Here is a 21,355-nt window from a genome sequence, read left to right as displayed (position 1 = left end):
GGCGGCCCAATTGAAACATGGGGCCGGCGTCCAGGCAAAGCAAATGCCGTCCCGTGGCCTGCGCGGGCGCGCGCCGGGCGCGATGCGCCATCATTCACGGCAAAAATTCACGGCAAAAAAATAGCCCCGCGCGGGCGGGGCTATTTTCGGGAAATCCGGCTGAATTACTTCAGCTTGGTTTCCTTGTAGTCAACGTGCTTGCGAGCGACGGGATCAAACTTCTTGATCAGCATCTTCTCGGGCATGTTGCGCTTGTTCTTGGTGGTCGTGTAGAAATGACCCGTGCCGGCGGTCGACTCGAGCTTGATCTTTTCGCGGATACCTTTGGCCATGTCGTGCTCCTAGTATGTCAGATTGGCGGGAGGCCGATTAGGCCAGTTCGCCGCGGGCACGCATGTCGGCCAGCACGGCGTCGATGCCGTTCTTGTCGATCGTGCGGATGGCCTTGGCCGAAACACGCAGGCGGACCCAGCGGTTTTCGCTTTCAACCCAGAACCGGCGCGATTGCAGGTTGGGCAGGAAGCGACGCTTGGTCTTGTTGTTCGCGTGCGAAACATTGTTGCCCACCATCGGGCCTTTGCCGGTCACTTGGCATACGCGTGCCATGGATGCACCTCTTTGTGTCGTTCTTGCGCGCATCGCCGGGAGGTGGACAGGGTGTCAGCCGCCGGGCTGTGGAACCTGCGCATCTGCTGGATGTTCCAGCCTTGCGCCGTTCATGCCGGCCACCCAGTCTTAGTGGATGAGGGGGCTACGCGTTCAGTGCCGCTTTTCAACGGCGCCCAAGCGTATCCGCCCAGTGCTTATACCCGCTGCCTGCCGCCCGCTGGCCGATTCTGCATGCCGGCTCGTCCAGGCTGGCGCCAGGGACGCTGGTGCCAGGGATTTCGCCAGACCTGCCGGATCCGCCGGAGTTTTCATGAGCCAAAGGCCTTTTCAAAGGACTCTGAGCCAAGAAAAACCCGCTATGCGCGGTTGGGGGGTCAGAGTGCCGAACTACAAAGCATAGTAGTCCTGCACGGGAAACTTCATGTGAAGACTGCGATTCTAATACGAAAAAGCCAAGTAAATCAAGCGAAAGCGCTATCGAGTGTGCGATTGCGCCACGCGGCCCGAGATCCAGGACAGGCAGGCGCAGGTCGCCAGCGTGGTCGTCAGGGGCAGGGCGCTGCCGGTCTGCCAGGCGCTGACGGCGAATCCGGCCAGCGCGCCGCAGGACAGTTGAACCGTCCCCAGCAAGGCCGAGGCGGCGCCCAGGCGCTTTCCTTGCTCGGCCAGCGCCAGCGCCGCCGAGTTGGGATTCACGAAGCCCTGGCTGCCCATGTAGCCGATCAGGCAGAGCATCAGCAGCGGCAGGCTCATCCAGCCGGCCACGGTCAGCGCCACGGCGGCCAGGCTGGCGCAGGCCAGCGCGGTCAGCGCGCGGCGCTGCAACAGGCGCGGCGGATGGGTACGCAGCAGGCGCGCGCTGATCTGCGAGCACACGATCAGCGACAGCGCGTTGGCGCCGAACAGCAGGCCGAAATACTGCGGCGGCACGCCGTAGAGTTCGATGAACACGCGCGGCGAACCGATGATGTACGCGAACATGCCGGCCTGGCCAAAGCCGCCGGCCAGGCTGTGCGCCATGAAGCCGCGATGGGCGAACAGGGCGCGGTAATTGTGCAGGATGGTCTGCCAGCGCAGCGGCACTACGCGCTCGGGCGCCAGCGATTCCTTCATGATCAGGATCACGGCGGTCATCAGCATGGCGCCGCCGGCCACCATCACCCAGAACAGGCTGCGCCAGCTGGCGATCGTCAGCAACTGCCCGCCGGCCAGCGGAGCAAGGATCGGCGCCAGTCCCATGATCAGCATCAGCAGCGACATGGCGCGCGCCGCTTCCTGGGTTTCGTAGTGGTCGCGAATGACGGCGCGCGGGATCACGATGCCGGCCGCCCCGCCCATGGCCTGCAGCACGCGCCAGCCGGTCAGGGCCTGCGCCGAGCCGGCCAGCGCGCAACCCAGCGAACCCAGCATGAACAGCGCCAGGCCCACCAGCAGCGGCGGCTTGCGGCCGTAGCGGTCGGCCATCGGGCCGTAGAACACCTGCGCCAGCGCCAGTCCGATCAGGTAGGCGGCCAGCGTGCGCTCCACGTCGCCGCGCGGCACGCCCAGATTGGCCGCGATCGTCGGGAACGCCGGCAGGTACATGTCGATGGCGAAGGGGCCGATCGCCGTCAGCGCGCCCATGAGGATGAGCCAGCCGGGCAGGCCGCGGGAGGTGTGCGTAGGGGACATGAAGGTATACGGAGAGCAACGGTCGCGGGACATGAGGGCGCGGTTGCCGACCGTTGCGTGTCTGGCGCCAAGCGGGCAAATGTATCACGCGTGGCCTTACAGGAAGTTGGTGCGCGTTTTCCGATTCATCGGGTCGCGCAGCGTCAGGGGGGACTTATCCGGCGGCCGCGACCAGCGCCTTGGCCCAGTCGGGCGTGGCGCGGATGTCGTCGGGCGTGATCGGGAACGTCAGCCGGCCCTGGTCCATTCCCAGCACCAGGCGCGGCTCCGGCACCGCCGTGCCCACGGCCACGTCGACGCTGTTGTCGTAGGCGCGCAGCTGCGCCAGGCGCGGCATCAGGATGATGAGGTTGAGCAGCGAGGTGCGGCAGCGCTGGCGGATGCGGTCCTCGGGGATGTCGTGTCCGCCGCGCGCCACGCGCAGGCGCACCCGCTGGATATGCTGCGCGGCATCGCGCAGGCCGCAGAACCAGACCAGCACGTCATGCGAAGCCGACGCGGCCATCAGCTTCTGCGTGATGGTGTCGCCGCCCAGAGTGGTTTCGAAGGCGTAGGTCTTGCGCGTCCGCACGGCCAGGTCCAGGCGCCGCACGCCTTCGTTCCAGGCCGCGATGTTCGCGTCTTCCTGTCCATAGCCGTGTTCCCGGACCAGCTCGCGCGCGCAGGTGTCGGGATTGAACCAGGCCAGGCCCGCCTGGGTGAGCAGATGGCCGCCGATGGAGCTCTTGCCCGCGCCGTTCACGCCCGCCAGGACGAAGAGCACGGGGCGGGCCGCGTCAGGCCGCGCCGCGTCAGCTCGGGCTGCTTCAGCCTGGACGTCGCCGGGCCCCGCCATCAGTAGGTGGATCCCGCCTTGACCTTGCCGTCCAGCCGGCCGGGCGAGCGCATCAGGTCGCGCAGGCGGTCGCCGGCCTGTTCATCGTCCAGCGCCGCCAGCCGTTCGTCGAAGCGGCGGCGCAATTCGGCCAGCGGGTCGGGCATGGCCTGGTTGGCGGCCCGGGCGGCCTCCAGCAGGCGGGCGTATTCGGCGGTGGACAGGATCACAGCCTCGGGCTGGTTGTGGTTGGTGATCAGCAGCCTGCCTTCGGCCGAGAGGGCGCGCATCATGCCGCGCCAGCCGTCCTTCTTGACGGACGAGGCGGGCGCCACGGGCAGTTGGTCCAGGGGGGCGGCGAGCCGGGCGGGGGCGGACATGGTGTGCTCCTTGATTGCACGGGAATATCTGGGGCTATTTTACCCAAAATTCCCAATTTGGCCTGCGGAAAATACGATCCGAAGACGCGGCGCAGCGGCCGGATCGGGGGCAGTTTTGTACGCATGCAAGAAAAATATTAACTAAATATTTCTAAAAAATGGAACACCGATTTCCCTGGGCAACGCGGCAATTTTCTTCTGAGAATTCCGGGTTATCCCGGAGTATTTTTCTCGGAAATGTTTCGGCATTTTTCCGAATCAGGCTTGGGTCAAGCGTCTATTTCGTTTAAGATGCTGGCTTCTTCATTCAGTTTGTTCTCTTTCTGCGGGTTCTCGAGTCCTTGTTCGAGCCCCCTGTCTTGCAAGACGCCGCGCCCCTGCGGACCAGTCTTGCCGCTAGTGTCGGTTTGTATTGGCGGTTCTGCCCGTCTTCCGCACAACCCCCTTAGCTACACGGCATCGTCAGGCCGCAAGCCCGGCGCGTGTCCCTGAACCTATGGAGGCAAAAGCCAATGCGTTTCACCCCCGTCAAGACCCTGGCCGCCGTGGCCGTCTTGTGCGCCTTCGCCGGCACGGCCCAAGCCGCCGATGCGCCGCAGTGCGAACTCAAGCGTCCTGTCAATTTCGGCGCCATGAACTGGGAATCCAATCTGGTCCTGGTCGATGTCGAACGATTCATCATGGAAAAGGGCTACGGTTGCAAGACCGAGACCCAGCCCACCGAAACCCTGCCCGCCCTGGCCGCGCTGGAGCGCGGCGACCTCGACATCAACACCGAGATCTGGCTGAACAGCGTGGCCGATCCCTGGGAGCGCGCCGAAAAGACCGGCAAGGTCAAGCGCGTGGGCGAGCTCTACATGGGCGGCGAAGCCTGGTATATCCCGCGTTACACGGCCGAGCGCCTGCCCGAGCTGAAGTCAGCGGCCGACCTGCCCAAGTTCAAGGACCAGTTCAAGGATCCCGAAGAGCCCGGCAAGGGCCGCTTCTACGGCTGCCCGGCGGGCTGGGGCTGCGAAGTGACCAGCACCAACCTGTTCCACGCGCTCAAGCTGGATGATTCCTACACCCTGTACTCGCCCGGCACGGGCGCGGCGCAGAAGGCGGCCCTGATGTCGGCCTACAAGCGCAAGCAGAACGTGGTCTTCTACTACTGGTCGCCCACGCCGCTGGTCGGCGCGATGGACCTGGTCAAGCTCGACATGCCGCCTTACGACGCGGAAAAGCACAAGTGCCTGACGTCGCCCAAGTGCGCCAAGCCCGAGCCCAGCGCCTATCCCGACAATCCCGTCTTCACCGCCGTGAACGCCAAGTTCGCGGAGCAGGCGCCCACGCTGACCGAGTTCCTGTCCAAGGTGTCGGTGCCGCTGCCGGTCATGAATGAAACCCTGGCCCACATGGAAGAATCCGGCGACGAATCCGCCGCCGTGGCCAAGTGGTTCCTGAAGAACCATCGCGACGTCTGGGCCAAGTGGGTCCCCGCCGACGTCGCCGGACGCGTGCAGAGCGCGCTCTAGCCATCCCGCGATCGCGGCGGCGTCCATGGCGGCGCCGCCGCGCTTTGTGTTGTCCCCTCAATGCCGTTCCCGGGCGCTGCCCCGGCCGGACGGCCAGCCCGGTCGGACTTTTTCCCCTTGGGACGTCCCCAAGGGGAAAAGGCCCCGCCGGCAGATCCCGGCCCGCAACGCGGGCAGGGCGCGGGCCTGTCCCGCGCCAAGCTGTACGCGCATCGCCGCCTGCGGCGCGGTCTGGTCCGCCAGGCCGCGCCCGAGGCGCAAGCGCCGAAACGGAGCCTAGAACATGTTTCCTGAAATCATTCCCGCCCGACAGGTGCGGGCGGCGATCGACGGTTTTGTCGATCACCTGGTGACCAATTACGCCGATACGCTGGAAAGCCTGGCGCAACCCGTGCTGCACGCGCTGGTGTGGCTGGAGCAGCTGCTGCGCAATTCGCCCTGGTGGGCGGTGGTGGCGGCGACGGTGGTCCTTGCCTGGCTGGTCAGCCGCCGCATCGGGCTGAGCCTGGCCATGGGCGCGCTGCTGTGCGTGATCGGCGTGCTGGGCATGTGGGACGCCGGCATGCAGACGCTGGCGCTGATGATCATGGCCGCCGGCCTGTCGGTGCTGATCGGCATTCCACTGGGCGTGCTGATGGCGCGCGTGAACTGGCTGCGCTCGGTCATGCTGCCGGTGCTGGACGTGATGCAGACCATGCCCAGCTTCGTCTACCTGATTCCCGTGGTGATGCTGTTCGGCCTGGGCAAGATCCCCGCCATCATCGCCACCGTCATCTACGCCGTGCCGCCGCTGATCCGCCTGACCGACCTGGGCATCCGCCTGGTCGACCGCGAGGTGCTGGAAGCCTCGCGCGCCTTCGGCGCCAATCCGCGCCAGCAGCTCTTCGGCGTGCAATTGCCGCTGGCCCTGCCCAACATCATGGCCGGCATCAACCAGACCACGATGATGGCCCTGTCGATGGTGGTCATCGCGTCGATGATCGGCGCGCGCGGGCTGGGCTATGAGGTGCTGCTCGGCATCAACCGCCTGGAAGTCGGCCGTGGCCTGCTGGCCGGTCTGGGCATCGTGGTGCTGGCCGTGCTGTTCGACCGCATCACCCAATCCTATGGACAGCGCATGCGCAAGGGAGGCCAGCGATGAGCAAGATCGAAGTCAAGAGCATCTACAAGGTATTCGGGCCGCATCCCGCTAAATGGCTGCAGGCCGCCCAGGGCGGCATGAGCAAGGAGGAGCTGCTGGCCAAGAGCGGCCACACGCTGGGCCTGCGCGACATCAGCCTGTCCATCGACGAAGGCAGCATCTACGTCATCATGGGCCTGTCCGGCTCGGGTAAATCCACGCTGATCCGCCACTTCAACCGCCTGATCGAGCCCAGCGCCGGCCAGATCCTGGTCGACGGCGTGGACGTGGTCAGCCTGAACAAGCGCGACCTGGAGACCTTTCGTCAGAAGAAGATGAGCATGGTGTTCCAGCGCTTCGGCCTGTTCCCGCACCGCACGGTGCTGGAGAACGCCGCCTATGGCCTGGCGGTGCAGGGCGTGGGCCGCGCCGAGCGCGAGCGCCGGGCGCGCGACTGGCTGGAACAGGTTGGCCTGTCGGGTTTCGAACAGCAGTATCCGCACCAGCTGTCCGGCGGCATGCAGCAGCGCGTGGGCCTGGCGCGCGCGCTGGCCACCGACGCCGAGATCCTGCTGATGGACGAGGCCTTTTCCGCGCTGGATCCGCTGATCCGCCGCGAGATGCAGGACCAGCTGCTGCAATTGCAGGCCAAGCTGAACAAGACCATCGTGTTCATCACGCATGACCTGGACGAGGCGTTGCGCCTGGGCAATCGCATCGCCATCCTCAAGGACGGCGAGCTGGTGCAGGAGGGCACGCCGGAAGACATCCTGCTGAACCCGGCCAACGACTATGTGCAGTCCTTCCTGCAGGACGTGAACCGCACCAAGGTGCTCAACGCCACGCACGCGGTCAACCCGGCCCGGCTGACCTTGACCATGCGTTCGCGTCCGGCGCACGCGCTGGAACGGATGCGCGCCATGAACTATGAATACGCGCCGGTGCTGGACGGCAAGCGCCTGGCCGGCGTGCTGACCGCCGAGGCGGCGTTGCGCGCGGGCCAGGAGGGCGCGCGCGACGTGTCGCGCTACGTCGAGGAACTGGCGTCGGTGCCCGCGACCGCGGGCCTGGGCGAGGTGCTGGCGCAGCTGGTGCACAGCGATCAGCCGGTGGCCGTGACCGGCGAGGACGACGAGTTCATCGGCATGCTGTCGCGCAAGAAGGTGGTGGAGCTGGTGACGCCGGCCCTGTCCGAGACGGCGCCGGCGGAAGGCGCCGAGGCCGCGCCGGACCTGCCGCAGCCGGAGGGCGGCGCAGAGGTCCAGGCCGGCCCGGAGCGGCGCGACGAGGCTGCCTGACGCCCCTCCGGCGCGCCATCCGGCCAGCCTTCCACGCTGCGCGAGCCGGCGCGACGGTCAGTCCGGGCAAGGCCCTGGCTCCATCCATGATGGGCCAGGGCCTTTCGCATGCGGGCGCGCCATGGCTATGATGGCTGTCGCCGCGCAACCCAGCGACGCGCGGCGACCACCTTCTCATTCATCCCGTCCGCTGTGGAACTCCGTCATGCCCATCCTGAACATTCAGATCCTGCAAGGCCACGCGGCCGCCGAAAAATCCGGGCTGCTGCGCGCGGCCTCCGAGGCCGTCGTCCAGAGCATCGCCGCGCCGCTGTCCAGCGTGCGTATCGTGCTGCATGAGGTGCCCGCCGGGCACGTGATCGTGGCCGGCGAGATCGGCAAGCGCATGGCGCAGGTGGACGTGGCGCTGATCGAGGGCCGCGACGAGGCCAAGAAGGCGGCGCTGATCGCGGCGCTGAACCAGGCGGTGTGCGGCGCCATCGGCATTTCCGGCGAAGACGTGCGGGTGCTGATCCGCGACGTGCCCAAGACCGACATGGGCGTGGCCAACGGCCTTTCCGCCAAGGCGGCCGGCCGCTAGCGTGTGGGACTGTCCCGGCCCGCCTGGCGCGGGCCGGCCGGCATTCTTTCCGTCCCTTGATCTGGAACGGATATCGGCCGCCGGCGCGTCGGCAAGCGAGCCGGCCGCGCGGGTATGATGGCCGGAACAACCAGGAGGAATCACCATGAATGAAGTCATCGTCGCGTCCGCCGTCCGCACCGCCATCGGCGATTTCGGCGGCGCGCTCAAGGACGTGCCGCCATGCGACCTGGGCGCCACCGTCATCAAGGCCGCGCTGGAGCGCGCGGCGGTCAAGGGCGACGAAGTCGGCCATGTGGCCGTGGGCCACGTCATCAATACCGAGCCGCGCGACATGTATCTGTCGCGCGTGGCCGCCATCAACGCCGGCATCGCCAAGGAAACCCCGGCCTTCAACGTCAACCGCCTGTGCGGCTCGGGCCTGCAGGCCATCGTCTCGGCGGCGCAGACCATCATGCTGGGCGACGCCGAGATCGCGGTGGGCGCCGGCGCCGAGAGCATGAGCCGCGCGCCGTACATCGCGCCGGCGCAGCGCTGGGGCGCGCGCATGGGCGACAGCGTCATGCTGGACATGATGACCGGCGCGCTGTCCGATCCCTTCGGCCGCATGCACATGGGCGTCACCGCCGAGAACGTGGCGGCCAAGTTCGGCATCAGCCGCCAGGACCAGGATGCACTGGCCGCCGAATCGCACCGCCGCGCGGCCGCCGCGATCGAGGCCGGCCATTTCCGCGACCAGATCGTGCCGGTGACGCTGAAGTCGCGCAAGGGCGACATCGTCTTCGACACCGACGAGCACGTGCGCCGCGACGTCACGGCCGACAGCCTGGCCGGTCTGAAGCCGGTGTTCCAGAAGGAAAACGGCACCGTCACGGCCGGCAACGCCTCGGGCCTGAATGACGGTGCCGGCGCGGTCATCCTGATGAACGCCTCGGTCGCCGCCAAGCGCGGCGTCAAGCCGCTGGCCCGGCTGGTGGCCTACGCCCATGCCGGCGTCGATCCCAACATCATGGGCATCGGCCCCGTGCCGGCCACGCAGGCCGCGCTCAAGCGCGCCGGCCTGACGGTGGACCAGCTTGACGTGATCGAGGCCAACGAGGCCTTCGCGGCCCAGGCCTGCGCCGTGTCGCGCGAGCTGAAGCTGGACCCGGCCAAGGTCAACCCCAACGGCAGCGGCATCGGCCTGGGCCACCCCATCGGCGCCACCGGCGCCATCATCACCGTCAAGGCGCTGCACGAACTGCAACGCGTGGGCGGCCGCTACGCGCTGGTGACCATGTGCATCGGCGGCGGCCAGGGCATCGCCGCGATCTTCGAACGCATCTGAGCCCCCCACGGCGCACCAACCGTTGAACGGACGCGGCCCACCAGGCGGGAAAGGAACGCGTCCGACAAGCGGAGGGCCCCTATGAAAACGGGTGCCCCTCATCGGGACGCCGCGGATCCGGCTCCGCCGGTCCGCAGGCGTGCCCCCTTGAGGGGGAGGCGCGCAAGCGCCTCGGGGGTGGGCCATCTCTCCGGTCCGTAGGCATGCCCCTGGGGGAGGCGCGCAGCGCTTCGGGGGGGGCTCCACCCTCTACAATCGCGGCCATGCGCAGATCTTCTTCTCCCTCAGAATTCGACCAGCCCACGCTTTCCGAATCGGATGGCGTGCGCTACCTCCATTTCAATACCGAATGGGTGCAGGGCGCCATGCGCGTCAAGAACCCGGCCGAGCTGGTGCTGGAATACACCGGCCAGATGATGGCCTGGCTGCTGTTCCTGGAACCGCCCAAGGAAGAGGCCATCGGCATGCTGGGCCTGGGCGCCGGCTCGCTGGCGCGCTTCTGCGCCAAGCACACGCGCAGCCCGCTGCTGGCGGTGGAATGGAACCCGGCCGTCACCGCCGCCGGCCACATGTTCTTCCGCCTGCCCGGCCAGAACCGGCTGCAGGTCGAGCATGCCGACGCCGGTGCCTGGGTGGCCGATCCGCTGAACGCCGGGCGCTGCCCGGTGCTGATGGTGGACCTGTACGACGCCCAGGCCCAGGGGCCGGTGCGTGACAGCGTCAAGTTTTACCGCGACTGCCGGCGTGTGCTGGGCGAGGTCGGCGTGCTGGCGGTCAACCTGTTCGGCCGCCACGAGAGTTTCGGCAAGAACATCGACAACCTGTCCAAGGCCTTCGACGACCGCGTGATACTGCTGCCCGAGATCGACGCGGGCAACCAGATCGTGCTGGCCTTCTCGGGGCCGCGCCTGGCCGTCACTCCGGCCGAGCTGCTGGGCCGCGCGGCCATCGTCGAGGCGCGCTACGGCCTGCCGGCGCGCCGCTGGGCGCGGGCGTTGACGGCGCACGCCGTGGACGGGGTTCTGCACCTGTAGGACGCGTCCGAGCCGCTATCGCGCCGGCAGCGATCCTGCCGGGGCGGGGCGCTGCCCGGGCCAGTCCACGGGAACGCATCCTTTCCCCTCATTCAGGGTTGTCCCGGGGGCGGGCGGGGCTTTACCGGCCCCGCGCCGGGGTCTACTATGTCCGTGTTCATAATTATGAATTACGGCGCAGTCCAGGCCGTCCGACCATGACCGCTCCCATCGTCCGGCAAGCCTTGTACCTGGAAGTCGCGGATCGCCTGCGCGACATGATCCGCGTGCGCGCCCTGCGCAACGGCGAATGGATCGACGAGCTTCGGCTGGCCGGCGAAATGGGCATTTCCCGCACGCCGCTGCGCGAGGCCCTCAAGGTGCTGGCCACCGAAGGGCTGGTGCGGCTGGAGCCGCGCCGGGGCTGCTTCGTCAACGAGCTGTCGGCGCAAGACCTGGAAGACATCTTCCCGCTCATGGCCATGCTGGAAGGGCGCTGCGCCTTCGAGGCCGCGCGCAAGGCCGACGATGCCGAACTGGCCGCGTTGCAGCCCTTGCACGACGATCTGGCCGGACATGCCAAGGCCGGCCGCATCGACGAGTACTACCACACCAACTACCTGATCCACGAAGCCGTGCAGGCCCTGGCCGGCAATCAATGGCTGGTGGACATGGTGGGACAACTGCGCAAGGTGCTGAGCCTGTCGCGCCATCGCAGCCTGTCCTGGCCGGGGCGCATCGAGGAATCCTGCGCCGAGCACCTGGCCATCTACGCGGCGCTCAAGGCGCGCGATGCCCAGGGCGCCGAGGCGCTTGCCCGCAATCATTTGATGCGCCAGCTGGAAGTGCTGCGCGCCCTGGCGCTGGCCGAGACCGCCGGCGCCTCCGATCCGTCCGGCCCCATCGTCATGGAGGAACCTGCCCATGTCCGCACCCGAATCGCTCGCGCGCGTCGCGCGCACGCCTGAGTCCGATACCGGATTGCACGAAGAGGCCGCCAATGACGCCGCCGATGGCCTGATCGCGCGCCTGGGCCGCCTGTGGGAACGCGGCCGGTTGCCCAGCGAATCCGAAGTCCGCCGCTTGTTCGAGGCGCGGCTCACCGACGTGGCGGCCAACAAGCTGGCGCGGCGCTGGGTCGAGCTTTACACCGCCGCGGCCGGCAAGGAACGCCGCCTGATGCTGTCGGCGCTGGCCCAGGTGCGCGCCACCTATGCCGGCGACGGCGGTGAGGGCGTGCGCTTCTTCAAGCGCCTGAACGCCCAGTCGCAGGGCTTGCGCTTCCTGGTGGACCTGCGCGCTGACATGCTGCGCTGGCGCAAGCAGGTGGCGGGCCTGCAGGGGCTGGACAAGGAACTGGAAGGGCTGCTGTCGGCCTGGTTCGACGTGGGCCTGCTGGAGTTGCGTCCGCTGACCTGGGACTCGCCCGCCTCGCTGCTGGAGAAACTGATTCTTTACGAAGCCGTCCACGAGATCACCTCGTGGGACGACCTGCGCCACCGCGTCGCGCCCGACCGCCGCTGCTATGCCTATTTCCATCCGCAGATGCCGGGCGTGCCGCTGATCTTCGTCGAAGTGGCCTTCGCCGGGCAGATGGCCGGCAATGTGCAGGCGCTGCTGGACAGCTCCGCGCCGCCGCAGGACCTGGACAAGGCGCGCTGGGCGATCTTCTATTCCATCTCCAACACGCAGCCCGGCCTGAAAGGCATCAGCTTCGGCAATTTCCTGCTCAAGCGCGTGGTCGAGCAGCTGCTGCAGGAATTGCCCAAGCTCAAGTCCTTCGCCACGCTGTCGCCGATCCCCGGTTTCTCGGACTGGCTGGGCAAGCTGGAAGCCAAGGCGGTGCAGGGCATCTTGCGCGACGGCAAGGGACGCGAGCGCGACGGCGGCCATGACGGCCAGCGCTGGGTCGCGCACCTGTCGCGCGCGGCCGCGGGCAAGGCGCCGGAGGCGCTGCGGCGCGCCGGCTTCCGACTGGCGGCGCACTACCTGCAATCCATGAAGAACGGCGCGCCGCTGGACGCGGTGGCGCGTTTCCACCTGGGCAATGGCGCTCGCATCGAGCGCCTGAACTGGGCCGCGGACACCTCGGCCAAGGGCCTGAAGCAGTCCTGCGGGCTGATGGTGAACTACCTGTACGAGCTGGACGAGCTGGATGACAACCTGGCGCGGCTGGGCGAGGGCAAGCCGCAGGTCAGCCGGGGCGTCAGCCGCGCGGGCTGAGGCGGCGCGGCGACAGCGGTGACGCCGGGGCGACTAGGCAAGCACGACCGTGCAAGAACAAGAGGCAAGCTCCAGGACGGAGCGGACATGAGGGGCGGACGGACATGAGCGCAGGGCAGGGCGGCCGCGTGCGGCTGGAAATCGACGGCCATCTGGCCTGGGTCACGCTGTCCCATCCGGGGCGGCTCAACGCCATCACCGTGGGCATGTGGGGCGAGCTGCGCGCGGTGTTCGACCAGCTGGCGGCCGACAATGCGCTGCGCTGCGTGATCGTGCGCGGCGAGGGCGGCAACTTCGCCGCCGGCGCCGACATCCGCGAGTTCCCCGCCGAGCGCGCCGACATGGCCGGCGTGCAGCGCTATCACCGCGAGGTGCTGGCGCCGGCGCTGGCGGCCGTGGCCGCCTGCCCGCATCCGGTCGTGGCCCAGATCGAGGGCGTGTGCGTGGGAGGCGGACTGGAGATCGCCAGCCAGTGCGACCTGCGGATCGCCGGCGCGTCCGCGCGTTTCGGCGTGCCGATCAACCGCCTGGGTTTTCCGATGGCGCCCGACGAGATGCGCGGCCTGATCGCGCTGGCGGGCCGCGCGGCCGCGCTGGCCATTTTGCTGGAAGGCCGCGTGTTCGGCGCCGACGAGGCGCGCGCCATGGGTCTGCTGACCCGCGTGGTCGACGATGCCCAGGTGGCGGCTGAGGCCCGCCGCAGCGCCGAGCGTATCGCCCAGGGCGCGCCGCTGGCCGCCCGCATCAACAAGCGCCTGTCGCGCAGGCTGGCCGAAGGCGGCCCGCTGAGCGAAGACGAATACCGCGATTATTTTTCCTACGCCGAGAGCCGCGACCACCAGGAAGGCGTGCGCGCCTTCCTGGCCGGCGAGGACCCCACCTTTACCGGAGACTAGACAAGGTGAGCAACGCCAATCTGTACGCAGTCCTGCAAGGCGGCTTCCCCGCCGATCGCAGCAAGGTCGCGCTGGAGACGCCCGACCTGCAATACACCTGGGACGATATCGACCGCGCCACCGCCTGCATGGCCAACCTGCTGGCCTCGCTCCGGCTGCCCGAGGGTTCGCGCGTGGCGGTGCAGGCCGAGAAGTCGCCCGAGGCGCTGCTGCTGTACCTGGCCACGCTGCGCGCGGGCCTGGTCTACCTGCCGCTGAACACCGCCTACCGCGAGGCCGAGATCGAATATTTCCTGGAAAACGCCGAGCCCGCCGTGGTGGTGTGTTCCAGCAAGAACCGCGAGTGGGTCCAGCGCGCCGCCGACAAGGCCGGCTGCGCCCATGTCTACACGCTGGATGACGACCGCAGCGGCACGCTGCTGGACGCGGCCGGCGGCCTGTCGCAGCGTTTCGAGACCGTGGCGCGGCGGGAGGACGACCTGGCCGCCATCCTGTACACGTCCGGCACCACCGGCCGCAGCAAGGGCGCCATGCTGTCGCACGGCAACCTCGCGTCCAACGCGCGCGTGCTGCACCAGTACTGGGGCTGGCGCGCCGACGACGTGCTGCTGCACATGCTGCCCATCTTCCACGTGCACGGCCTGTTCGTGGCCTCGCATGGCGCGTTGCTGGCCGGCGCGCGCATGATCTGGCTGCCCAAGCTCGACATCGAGCAGGCGCTGCGCTATTTGCCGCGCAGCACGGTGATGATGGGCGTGCCGACCTACTACGTGCGCCTGCTTGCCGATGCGCGCTTCGACCGCAAGGTCTGCGCCAAGATGCGCCTCTTCATCTCCGGCTCCGCGCCGCTGCTGGCCGAGACCTTCGCCGATTTCAAGCAGCGCAGCGGCCACGCGATCCTGGAGCGCTACGGCATGAGCGAAACGGTCATGCTGACCTCCAACCCCTACGCGCCGGGCGACGGCGAGCGCCTGGCCGGCACGGTCGGACGGGCGCTGCCGGGCGTGCAGGTGCGGGTGGTGGACGACGCCGGCCTGGCGCTGGCGCCGGGCGAGATCGGCAACGTGCAGGTGCGCGGTCCGAATGTGTTCTCGGGCTACTGGCGCATGCCGGAAAAGACGCGCGAGGAATTCACCGCCGACGGCTGGTTCAAGACCGGCGACGTGGGCCGCTGGGGCGGCGAATCGGCCGGGCGCGACGTGCCGGCCGATTACCTGTCCATCGTCGGACGCAGCAAGGACCTGATCATCTCCGGCGGCTTCAACGTCTATCCGAAAGAGATCGAGACGCTGATCGACGACATGCCCGGCGTGGCCGAATCCGCCGTCATCGGCGTGCCGCACGCGGACTTCGGCGAGGCCGTGGTCGCGGTGGTCGTGCCCAAGGCGGGCGCGGCGCTGGACGCCGACGCCATGCAGGCCGAACTTAAGGCGCGCATCGCCAACTTCAAGGTGCCCAAGCGCCTGCACGTGGTCGACGAACTGCCGCGCAACGCCATGGGCAAGGTGCAGAAGAACGTGCTGCGCGAAACCTACAAGGCGCTCTGACCCGCAACGCCGTGATGGCGCCGGCCCGCCCGGCCGGCGCCTTTTTTCCAAGGAGCCTCATCCGCCCACCAGCCCTCATCCCACCCGCAGCTTTCCAATAATTCCCAAGTACTAGAAAGAAGAACGAGACGGGATGCGGAACCTCCGCGCCGTCCGCACGCTGCATGCCAGAGGAGACAATATGAAGACCCGCAAGACTGCGGCGGCCCTGTTCGCCGCCGCCGCGCTGATGGCCGGCGGCCAGGCCGCCGCGCAATGGCCCGAACGCCCCGTGACGCTGATCGTGCCGTTCCCGGCAGGCGGCGGCACCGACACCTTCGCCCGGCCGCTGGCCCAGCAACTGACCCAACAGCTCGGTCATTCGGTCGTGATCGACAACAAGGGCGGCGCCGGCGGCACCGTGGGCGCCGGCGTGGCGGCCAAGGCCCGGCCGGACGGCTACACCTTCTTCATGGGCGGCGCCCATCACGCGCTGGCGCCGTCGCTCTACAAGAGCCTGAACTACAACATTCAGAAGGACTTCGTGCCGGTCGCGCTGGTGGCGCAGCCGCCGCAGGTGGTGGTGATCAACGCCAGCAAGCTGCCGGTCAAGACGCTGCAGGAATTCATCGACTACGCGAAGAAGCGCCCCGGCGACATCAACTTCGGCACGGCGGGCAAGGGCAGCACGCACCACCTGGCCGGCGAGCTGTTCGCCATGCAGACAGGCATCAAGCTGGTGGACGTGCCCTACCAGGGCGCGGGGCCGATGCTGTCGGCGTTGATCGGCGGGCAGGTCGATCTGGCGTTCGATGGACTGGGCTCGTCGTCCAACCATATCCGTTCGGGCACCATCAAGCCGCTGGCCGTGGCCGCGTCCGAGCGTTCGCCGTCGCTGCCGGACGTGCCGACCGCCGCCGAGGCCGGCGTGCCGAACTACGTGGTGTCCACCTGGTACGCGATCTGGGCGCCGGCCGGCACGCCCAAGGAGGCCGTGGACCGCATGACGGCGGAGATCACCAAGGCCCTGAACACACCCAAGATCAAGGAGATCTGGACCAGCAACGGCTCGGCCATTCCGGGCATGACGGGCGCCGATTTCGGCCAGTTCGTCGACAGCGAGGTCGCGCGCTGGGCCAAGGTGGTGCGGGATTCCGGCGTGCAGCTGGACTGAAGTCGCGCCAGGGCGGGCTGGATTGGATTATTATTGATAATTATTATCATTAATATATCTCGAGTCCGGTCCGTCGAATGGCCATGAATCAAAGCGGTTCCCCCGCGCCTGTCGAAGGGCTCTATATCCAGCATCACTCCTGGCTGCGCGATTGGCTGCGCAAGAAGACGGGCTGCCCGTTCGATGCCGCGGACCTGGCCCACGACACCTTTCTGAAAGTGCTGTTGCGCGCCGGCGAGGCCCATGCCTGCCGCGAGCCTCGCGCCTATCTGGTGACGATCGCGCATGGTTTGATGGTCAATCTGTTTCGCCGCCGTGACATCGAACGCGCCTATCTGGACGCGCTGCGTGCCTGCGAGGCCGGGCAGGCGCCATCGCCGGAACGCCGCGCCCTGGCGCTGGAAGCCCTGGTCGAAATCGATCGCCTGCTCGACGGACTGCCCGGCAAGGTGCGCAAGGCGTTCCTGCTGGCCCAGCTGGAAGGGCTGCGCCATGCCGAGATCGCCGATCGGATGCAGGTCTCGGTGAGTTCCGTGCGGCAGTACCTGGCCCGCGCCATGCAGCATTGCCTGGCGGCCTGGTGAGCGCGCGCGCGATGGCGGAGCCCGCCTTGCCCGAGTCGGTGATACGCGCGGCCAGCGAGTGGTTCGTGCGGCTGGGCGCGGAGGAGGCCGGCGCGGCCGACGAGGCCGCGTGGCGCGATTGGCTCGCGGCCGACGCGCGGCATCGTCGGGCCTGGGAGAGGGTGGAGGCGCTGGGCCGCCAGTTCGGCCAGGTGCAAGCGCGGGCCGGCCTGGCCGCGCTGGAACGGCCTGCCTCCGGCGGCCGCCGCCGCGCCTTGAAAATCCTCTCGCTGGCGGCAGGCACGGGCGGCCTGACCGCGGCGGGCCTGCCGTGGCGTGCCTGGACCTCGGACCTGTCCGCCGGTATCGGCCAGACGCGCGTCGCCACGCTGGACGACGGCAGCCTGCTCACGCTCAATACCGGCAGCGCGGCCGACGTGCGCTTCAGCGACGCGTTGCGCCTGATCGTGCTGCGCCAGGGCGAGCTGCATATCGCCACGCACCGGGACGCGATGACGCCTGCCCGGCCCCTGGCCGTGGACACGCCGATGGGTCGCGTGCTCGCGTTGGGCACCCGCTACTCGGTGCGCCTGCACGACGACCGCGTCCGGGTGGTGGTGAATGACGGCGCGGTGCGGATCGAGCCCGCCGCCGCCGGCGCGGCGGGCGCGTGTCGGCTGGAGGCGGGCGAGGGCGCCTGGTTCGACGCGCGCGCGGCGCGGCCGTCCGGACCCGCGATGCACGAAGACGCCTGGCTTCAAGGGGCGCTATATGCCGACAACATGCGTCTGGACGCGTTCATCGCGGAACTGGGGCGCTACCGGCGCGGCCGGCTGGCCTGCGATCCGGCCGTGGCGGGTCTGCGCATTTCGGGATCCTTCCCCCTGGCGGACACCGATCGCGCGCTGGCCGCTGTCGAGCGCGCCTTGCCGGTGCAGGTGCTGCGCTATACCCGCTATTGGGTCGTGCTGCGCGGCAGAGCCTGAAAAACACAGGCCGGACTGTCACTTTTGCGTTTTCGATTGGCATACGGGTGAAGCCTCGATTTTCTTCGCCTGGAACCCAACGATATGTCCTTGCCTTCCGCTCCCTTCCGTCCGCGCGTCTTGCGCATGAAAACCGGCGTCGCGCTGGTCATGGCGGCATTGGCCGGCGCCGCGCTGGCGGCCGGCCAGGCCCATGCACAGACGCCCGCGACCGCCGCGCCGCGCGTCCGGGTCAATGTGCCGGCTGGCCCGCTGGGCGCGGCGCTGGCCGGCTTCGCGCGGCAGGCCCAGGTACTGCTGTCGTTCGATCCCGCCCTGGCTGATGGCCTGCAGAGCCCCGGCCTGCAGGGCAGCCATGGCGTGCAGGAGGGGTTTGACGCATTGCTGGCCGGCACCTCCTTGCAGGCGCATCGCCGCGCGGACGGTGATTTCGAACTGCGGCGCGCCGGCGCCGAGGCCGCGCAATTGGCGCCGGTGGTGGTGCTGGGAGCGGGAGCGACGACCGAAGGCTCGGGCCTGTATACCGCCGACTGGATGCGGTCCGCCAACGGCCTGGTGCTGTCGCAGCGCGATACGCCGCAGTCGACCAGCGTCATCACCCGGCAGCAGATGGACGACCGCGCCATCGGCAGCGTGCGCGACGTCATGGAGAACGCCACCGGCATGAACGTGCAGCAGGCCGAATCTGAGCGCCTGACCTATTACTCGCGCGGCTTTTCCATGGATACCTTTCAGTTCGACGGCGTGGTCAAGCCCTTGAACAGCCTGTACCAGTTCGGCGAAGGCAACCTGGATCCGGCCATCTATGACCACGTGGAGATCATCCGTGGCGCCACTGGCCTGATGAGCGGCACGGGCAATCCCGGCGGTTCGGTCAATTTCATCCGCAAGCGTCCGACGCGTGAATTCCACGGAGAGGCCAAGGTCTCTGCCGGCAGCCATGACACGTATCGGGGCGAGATCGACCTGTCGACGCCGTTCAACGCCTCCGGCTCTGTGCGGGGGCGCCTGGTCGGCGCGAAAGAGCGCCGTGGCGACACGATGGATCTCTACAGCAAGAAGCGGGACGTGCTGTATGGCATCGTCGAGGCCGATATCGGCGAGTCGACGACGATCAGCGCGGGCGGTTCGGTGCAGCGCTCGCGTCCGCGCGGCATCAGCTGGGGCGGCCTGCCGGCGCTGGACGCCTCGGGCAAGCCGATCGACTGGCCCAAGGGCCAGGCCATGGGCGCGAAGTGGTCGCGCTGGGACACGGATTCCCATGAATACTTCGCCCAGATCGAGCACGGTTTTTCCAATGGCTGGAACGCGCGCCTGTCGTACACCCGGCTGGAGAACACCTTCGATGCGCCGCTGCTGTTCACCTCGGACGTGCCGGTGACGTTGAACGGGTTCTCCAAGCCGCCGCTGCTGCGCAAGTTCAAGGGCGGCAGCGACCAGGACGTGTATGGCGGATCGATGGACGGCGCGTTCGATGCGCTGGGCCGCAAGCACCAGTTCAACCTGGGTTTCTCGCATTCGATCATCAAGGCGTGGAACCAGAGCTGGGACACGTCGGACCAGGCCGGCTACCCGATACCGGACGTGAAGGACTGGACCGGCGACTGGCCCGCGCCGCGCTGGGACATCCTGGCGCTGTCGCAGACCCACCGTGACGAGCAGACGGGCATCTACGGCACCTTGCGCCTGCAGCTGGCCGATCGCCTGCACCTGCTGGCCGGGGCGCGCTGGACCCGCTGGCAGTCCAGCGAGACCAGCGGCGGCGTGGCGGGCTACACGCATACCTATTCCGAGGTCACGCCGTATCTGGGCGCCACGTATGACCTGGACGATACCTACACCGCTTACGCCAGCTACACCAACATCTTCCTGCCGCAGATGGTCAAGACCCGCAGCTGGGACATGGCCGGTCCGGCCTATGGCCACAACTACGAGGCGGGCATCAAGGCCGCCTATCTGGATGGGCGGCTGAACGCGTCGCTCGCGGTGTTCCAGACGGACCAGAAGGATGTGGCCGAGTACGGCGGCTTCGATCCGGTGCATGACGACGGCTGGTACTACATCCTGGAAGGCACGCGCACGCGCGGCTTCGAGGCCGAGCTGGCCGGCGAGGTGACTCCGGGCTGGAACGTGTTCCTGGGCTATACCTACCGGCAGTCCAAGGACAACGAGGGCAGGAAGGTGCAGACCACGCAGCCGGAGCAACTGCTCAAGGCCAGCACGGCCTATCGCCTGCCCGGCAGCTGGAACAAGCTGACCGTCGGTGGCGGCGTGCGCTGGCAGAGTCGCACCAGCGCGCAGACCTATTACGGTCTGCAGGCGGGCGACATCGTGCAGAAGCCCTATGCCTTGTTCGACTTGATGGCGCAGTACGACTTCAGCGACAAGACCCGGCTGCAGTTGAATATCCGCAATCTGGCCGACAAGAAGTACTACCGGTCCATGGGCTTCTACAACTCCGTGTTCTACGGCGAAGGCAGGACCGCGATGCTGACGCTCAGCCAGCGCTTCTAGCGTGTCCGGCGTTCAGACGCGCCAGTCGCTGGCCCGGCTGAGCTTGGCGAGCTGGTCGCGGCTGAGCGTCAGGCTGGCGGCCTTGACCAGTTCGTCGAGTTGTTCCAGCGAGGTGGCGCTGACGATGGGCGAGGTGATGCCGGGCTGCGCGATCTGCCAGGCCAGCGCGGCCTGGGCCGGCGTGCAGTTCGCGTCCTCGGCCACTTCGTCCAGCGCCTTCAGGATGCGCAGGCCGCGCTCGTTCAGATAGGTGTCGACGATCTTGCGGCCGCGCACGCTCTTGCCCGCGTCGACGGCGCTGCGGTATTTGCCGCTGAGAAAGCCGCTGGCCAGCGCGAAATAGTTGATTACGCCCATGTCCTGCGCCCGCACCAGCGATTGCAGGCCGGACTCGAAGCCCTCGCGCTTGTACAGGTTGTATTCAGGCTGCACGCTTTCGTAGCGCGGCAGGTTGTGGCGCTCGCTGGCGATCAGGGCCTCGGACAGGCGCACGGACGTGTAGTTGGACGCGCCGATGGCGCGCACCTTGCCCGCTTCCATCAGCCGGGCGTAGGCGCCCAGCGTGTCGGTCAGCGGCGTGTCGGGGTCGTCCTGGTGCGACTGGTACAGGTCCACGTAGTCCGTCTGCAGCCGTGACAGCGAGGCTTCCAGCGACTGGCGGATGTAGGCGGGCGCCAGCCCCTTGCGGCCGGGCCCCATTTCCATGCCGACCTTGGTGGCGATCAGCACCTGGCTGCGCCGGCCCGAGCGCTTGATCCACTTGCCGATCAGGGTTTCGGATTCGCCGCCCTGGTTGCCCGGCGCCCAGCGCGAATACACGTCGGCGGTGTCGATGAAGTTCAGTCCGGCGTCGACCATGGCGTCCAGCAGGGAACAGGCGCCGGCCTCGTCGACGGTCCAGCCGAAGACATTGCCGCCGAAGGTCAGGGGAGGGATCTGCAGGCCGGAACGGCCCAGCGCGCGCTTGATCATGATGAGGCCCTCTGTGTTGCCGCCGGGGGCGGCCGGACGACCGTCCCGATTGTCCAGTGTATCGGGAATGGGGCGGGCGGCGGCGCCGGGATCCGGGGCGCGGCGCGCGCCATGCACCCATTCAGGGATTCCCCGCAAAGGCTTTTGATCTGCGCCACGTTAGACTATACGGCTT

20 protein-coding genes are annotated in these 21,355 nt (G+C 68.0%); 14 read left to right on the top strand and 6 right to left on the bottom strand.

What is annotated here, in order from left to right:
• Positions 1-164: 164 nt before the first annotated feature.
• The 5 genes from rpmG to AC6LJ5_RS06930 all read right to left on the bottom strand — a co-directional run bounded on the left by rpmG (position 165) and on the right by AC6LJ5_RS06930 (position 3,474).
• Positions 165-332, bottom strand: coding sequence for a 50S ribosomal protein L33 (rpmG, locus tag AC6LJ5_RS06950; RefSeq protein WP_003810296.1), 168 nt, complete (start codon positions 330-332; stop codon positions 165-167).
• A 37-nt stretch (positions 333-369) separates the two neighbouring features.
• Positions 370-606, bottom strand: a complete 237-nt coding sequence (rpmB, locus tag AC6LJ5_RS06945) for a 50S ribosomal protein L28 (protein WP_006390601.1) — start codon at positions 604-606, stop codon at positions 370-372.
• Between the two features lie 477 nt (positions 607-1,083).
• On the bottom strand, positions 1,084-2,280 hold the full coding sequence (locus AC6LJ5_RS06940; protein WP_498140102.1) for a Bcr/CflA family multidrug efflux MFS transporter: 1,197 nt from the start codon (positions 2,278-2,280) through the stop codon (positions 1,084-1,086).
• 154 nt (positions 2,281-2,434) lie between these two features.
• A complete protein-coding gene (locus AC6LJ5_RS06935) occupies positions 2,435-3,043 on the bottom strand; it encodes an ATPase (protein ID WP_233772398.1) in 609 nt (202 codons plus the stop codon).
• Between the two features lie 71 nt (positions 3,044-3,114).
• The gene (locus tag AC6LJ5_RS06930) at positions 3,115-3,474 is read right to left on the bottom strand and encodes a type II toxin-antitoxin system prevent-host-death family antitoxin (RefSeq protein ID WP_103273665.1); all 360 of its coding nucleotides are present in this window, start codon (positions 3,472-3,474) and stop codon (positions 3,115-3,117) included.
• 512 nt (positions 3,475-3,986) lie between these two features.
• On the opposite strand from AC6LJ5_RS06930, the gene AC6LJ5_RS06925 reads away from it, so the two are divergent.
• The 14 genes from AC6LJ5_RS06925 (at position 3,987) to AC6LJ5_RS06860 (ending at position 20,208) form a co-directional block, all read left to right on the top strand.
• Complete coding sequence (locus tag AC6LJ5_RS06925; RefSeq protein WP_498140101.1) at positions 3,987-4,988, top strand: ABC transporter substrate-binding protein; 1,002 nt, start codon at positions 3,987-3,989, stop codon at positions 4,986-4,988.
• A gap of 283 nt (positions 4,989-5,271) precedes the next feature.
• The gene (locus AC6LJ5_RS06920) at positions 5,272-6,129 is read left to right on the top strand and encodes an ABC transporter permease (RefSeq protein WP_392409064.1); all 858 of its coding nucleotides are present in this window, start codon (positions 5,272-5,274) and stop codon (positions 6,127-6,129) included.
• Positions 6,126-7,406: a quaternary amine ABC transporter ATP-binding protein gene (locus tag AC6LJ5_RS06915; RefSeq protein WP_103273668.1), complete on the top strand. Its 1,281-nt coding sequence runs from the start codon at positions 6,126-6,128 to the stop codon at positions 7,404-7,406. The genes AC6LJ5_RS06920 and AC6LJ5_RS06915 overlap by 4 nt, the downstream gene beginning before the upstream one ends.
• 205 nt (positions 7,407-7,611) lie before the next feature.
• Positions 7,612-7,986: a tautomerase family protein gene (locus tag AC6LJ5_RS06910; RefSeq protein ID WP_103273669.1), complete on the top strand. Its 375-nt coding sequence runs from the start codon at positions 7,612-7,614 to the stop codon at positions 7,984-7,986.
• A gap of 145 nt (positions 7,987-8,131) precedes the next feature.
• The gene (gene bktB / locus AC6LJ5_RS06905) at positions 8,132-9,313 is read left to right on the top strand and encodes a beta-ketothiolase BktB (RefSeq protein WP_103273670.1); all 1,182 of its coding nucleotides are present in this window, start codon (positions 8,132-8,134) and stop codon (positions 9,311-9,313) included.
• A 263-nt stretch (positions 9,314-9,576) separates the two neighbouring features.
• Complete coding sequence (locus tag AC6LJ5_RS06900) at positions 9,577-10,347, top strand: class I SAM-dependent methyltransferase (protein ID WP_392409062.1); 771 nt, start codon at positions 9,577-9,579, stop codon at positions 10,345-10,347.
• Positions 10,348-10,544: 197 nt separating this feature from the next.
• A complete protein-coding gene (locus AC6LJ5_RS06895; protein WP_103273672.1) occupies positions 10,545-11,294 on the top strand; it encodes a GntR family transcriptional regulator in 750 nt (249 codons plus the stop codon).
• On the top strand, positions 11,251-12,549 hold the full coding sequence (locus AC6LJ5_RS06890) for a malonyl-CoA decarboxylase domain-containing protein (RefSeq protein ID WP_498140100.1): 1,299 nt from the start codon (positions 11,251-11,253) through the stop codon (positions 12,547-12,549). The genes AC6LJ5_RS06895 and AC6LJ5_RS06890 overlap by 44 nt, the downstream gene beginning before the upstream one ends.
• 104 nt (positions 12,550-12,653) lie before the next feature.
• Positions 12,654-13,445: an enoyl-CoA hydratase/isomerase family protein gene (locus tag AC6LJ5_RS06885; RefSeq protein WP_498140099.1), complete on the top strand. Its 792-nt coding sequence runs from the start codon at positions 12,654-12,656 to the stop codon at positions 13,443-13,445.
• Between the two features lie 5 nt (positions 13,446-13,450).
• On the top strand, positions 13,451-14,992 hold the full coding sequence (locus tag AC6LJ5_RS06880; protein ID WP_392409060.1) for a malonate--CoA ligase: 1,542 nt from the start codon (positions 13,451-13,453) through the stop codon (positions 14,990-14,992).
• 181 nt (positions 14,993-15,173) lie between these two features.
• Positions 15,174-16,145, top strand: coding sequence for a Bug family tripartite tricarboxylate transporter substrate binding protein (locus tag AC6LJ5_RS06875; RefSeq protein WP_103273675.1), 972 nt, complete (start codon positions 15,174-15,176; stop codon positions 16,143-16,145).
• 83 nt (positions 16,146-16,228) lie between these two features.
• A complete protein-coding gene (locus AC6LJ5_RS06870) occupies positions 16,229-16,729 on the top strand; it encodes a sigma-70 family RNA polymerase sigma factor (RefSeq protein ID WP_498140098.1) in 501 nt (166 codons plus the stop codon).
• Complete coding sequence (locus AC6LJ5_RS06865) at positions 16,726-17,694, top strand: FecR domain-containing protein (RefSeq protein ID WP_498140097.1); 969 nt, start codon at positions 16,726-16,728, stop codon at positions 17,692-17,694. Before AC6LJ5_RS06870 ends, AC6LJ5_RS06865 begins: the two co-directional genes overlap by 4 nt.
• Before the next feature lie 84 nt (positions 17,695-17,778).
• Entirely contained in the window at positions 17,779-20,208 is a 2,430-nt protein-coding gene (locus tag AC6LJ5_RS06860) for a TonB-dependent siderophore receptor (protein WP_498140096.1), read from the top strand.
• 12 nt (positions 20,209-20,220) lie between these two features.
• Here AC6LJ5_RS06860 and AC6LJ5_RS06855 read toward each other — a convergent pair whose 3' ends face one another.
• Positions 20,221-21,180, bottom strand: a complete 960-nt coding sequence (locus tag AC6LJ5_RS06855; RefSeq protein ID WP_498140095.1) for an aldo/keto reductase — start codon at positions 21,178-21,180, stop codon at positions 20,221-20,223.
• Positions 21,181-21,355: the final 175 nt, after the last annotated feature.

Source organism: Achromobacter sp. 1011791174 (assembly GCF_059760925.1).
The sequence above is the reverse complement of the archived record's forward strand: the minus strand, read 5'-3'. Positions and strand labels throughout refer to the sequence as shown.

Excerpts from the sequence above, each read along its gene's own strand:
- AC6LJ5_RS06900 (WP_392409062.1), top strand. The coding sequence starts at position 9,577 with ATGCGCAGATCTTCTTCTCCCTCAGAATTCGACCAGCCCACGCTTTCC.
- rpmB (WP_006390601.1), bottom strand. The coding sequence starts at position 606 with ATGGCACGCGTATGCCAAGTGACCGGCAAAGGCCCGATGGTGGGCAAC.
- AC6LJ5_RS06895 (WP_103273672.1), top strand. The coding sequence starts at position 10,545 with ATGACCGCTCCCATCGTCCGGCAAGCCTTGTACCTGGAAGTCGCGGAT.
- AC6LJ5_RS06910 (WP_103273669.1), top strand. The coding sequence starts at position 7,612 with ATGCCCATCCTGAACATTCAGATCCTGCAAGGCCACGCGGCCGCCGAA.
- rpmG (WP_003810296.1), bottom strand. The coding sequence starts at position 332 with ATGGCCAAAGGTATCCGCGAAAAGATCAAGCTCGAGTCGACCGCCGGC.
- AC6LJ5_RS06915 (WP_103273668.1), top strand. The coding sequence starts at position 6,126 with ATGAGCAAGATCGAAGTCAAGAGCATCTACAAGGTATTCGGGCCGCAT.
- AC6LJ5_RS06855 (WP_498140095.1), bottom strand. The coding sequence starts at position 21,180 with ATGATCAAGCGCGCGCTGGGCCGTTCCGGCCTGCAGATCCCTCCCCTG.
- AC6LJ5_RS06860 (WP_498140096.1), top strand. The coding sequence starts at position 17,779 with ATGTCCTTGCCTTCCGCTCCCTTCCGTCCGCGCGTCTTGCGCATGAAA.
- AC6LJ5_RS06940 (WP_498140102.1), bottom strand. The coding sequence starts at position 2,280 with ATGTCCCCTACGCACACCTCCCGCGGCCTGCCCGGCTGGCTCATCCTC.
- AC6LJ5_RS06925 (WP_498140101.1), top strand. The coding sequence starts at position 3,987 with ATGCGTTTCACCCCCGTCAAGACCCTGGCCGCCGTGGCCGTCTTGTGC.
- AC6LJ5_RS06890 (WP_498140100.1), top strand. The coding sequence starts at position 11,251 with ATGTCCGCACCCGAATCGCTCGCGCGCGTCGCGCGCACGCCTGAGTCC.
- AC6LJ5_RS06930 (WP_103273665.1), bottom strand. The coding sequence starts at position 3,474 with ATGTCCGCCCCCGCCCGGCTCGCCGCCCCCCTGGACCAACTGCCCGTG.
- AC6LJ5_RS06885 (WP_498140099.1), top strand. The coding sequence starts at position 12,654 with ATGAGCGCAGGGCAGGGCGGCCGCGTGCGGCTGGAAATCGACGGCCAT.
- bktB (WP_103273670.1), top strand. The coding sequence starts at position 8,132 with ATGAATGAAGTCATCGTCGCGTCCGCCGTCCGCACCGCCATCGGCGAT.
- AC6LJ5_RS06920 (WP_392409064.1), top strand. The coding sequence starts at position 5,272 with ATGTTTCCTGAAATCATTCCCGCCCGACAGGTGCGGGCGGCGATCGAC.
- AC6LJ5_RS06875 (WP_103273675.1), top strand. The coding sequence starts at position 15,174 with ATGAAGACCCGCAAGACTGCGGCGGCCCTGTTCGCCGCCGCCGCGCTG.
- AC6LJ5_RS06870 (WP_498140098.1), top strand. The coding sequence starts at position 16,229 with ATGAATCAAAGCGGTTCCCCCGCGCCTGTCGAAGGGCTCTATATCCAG.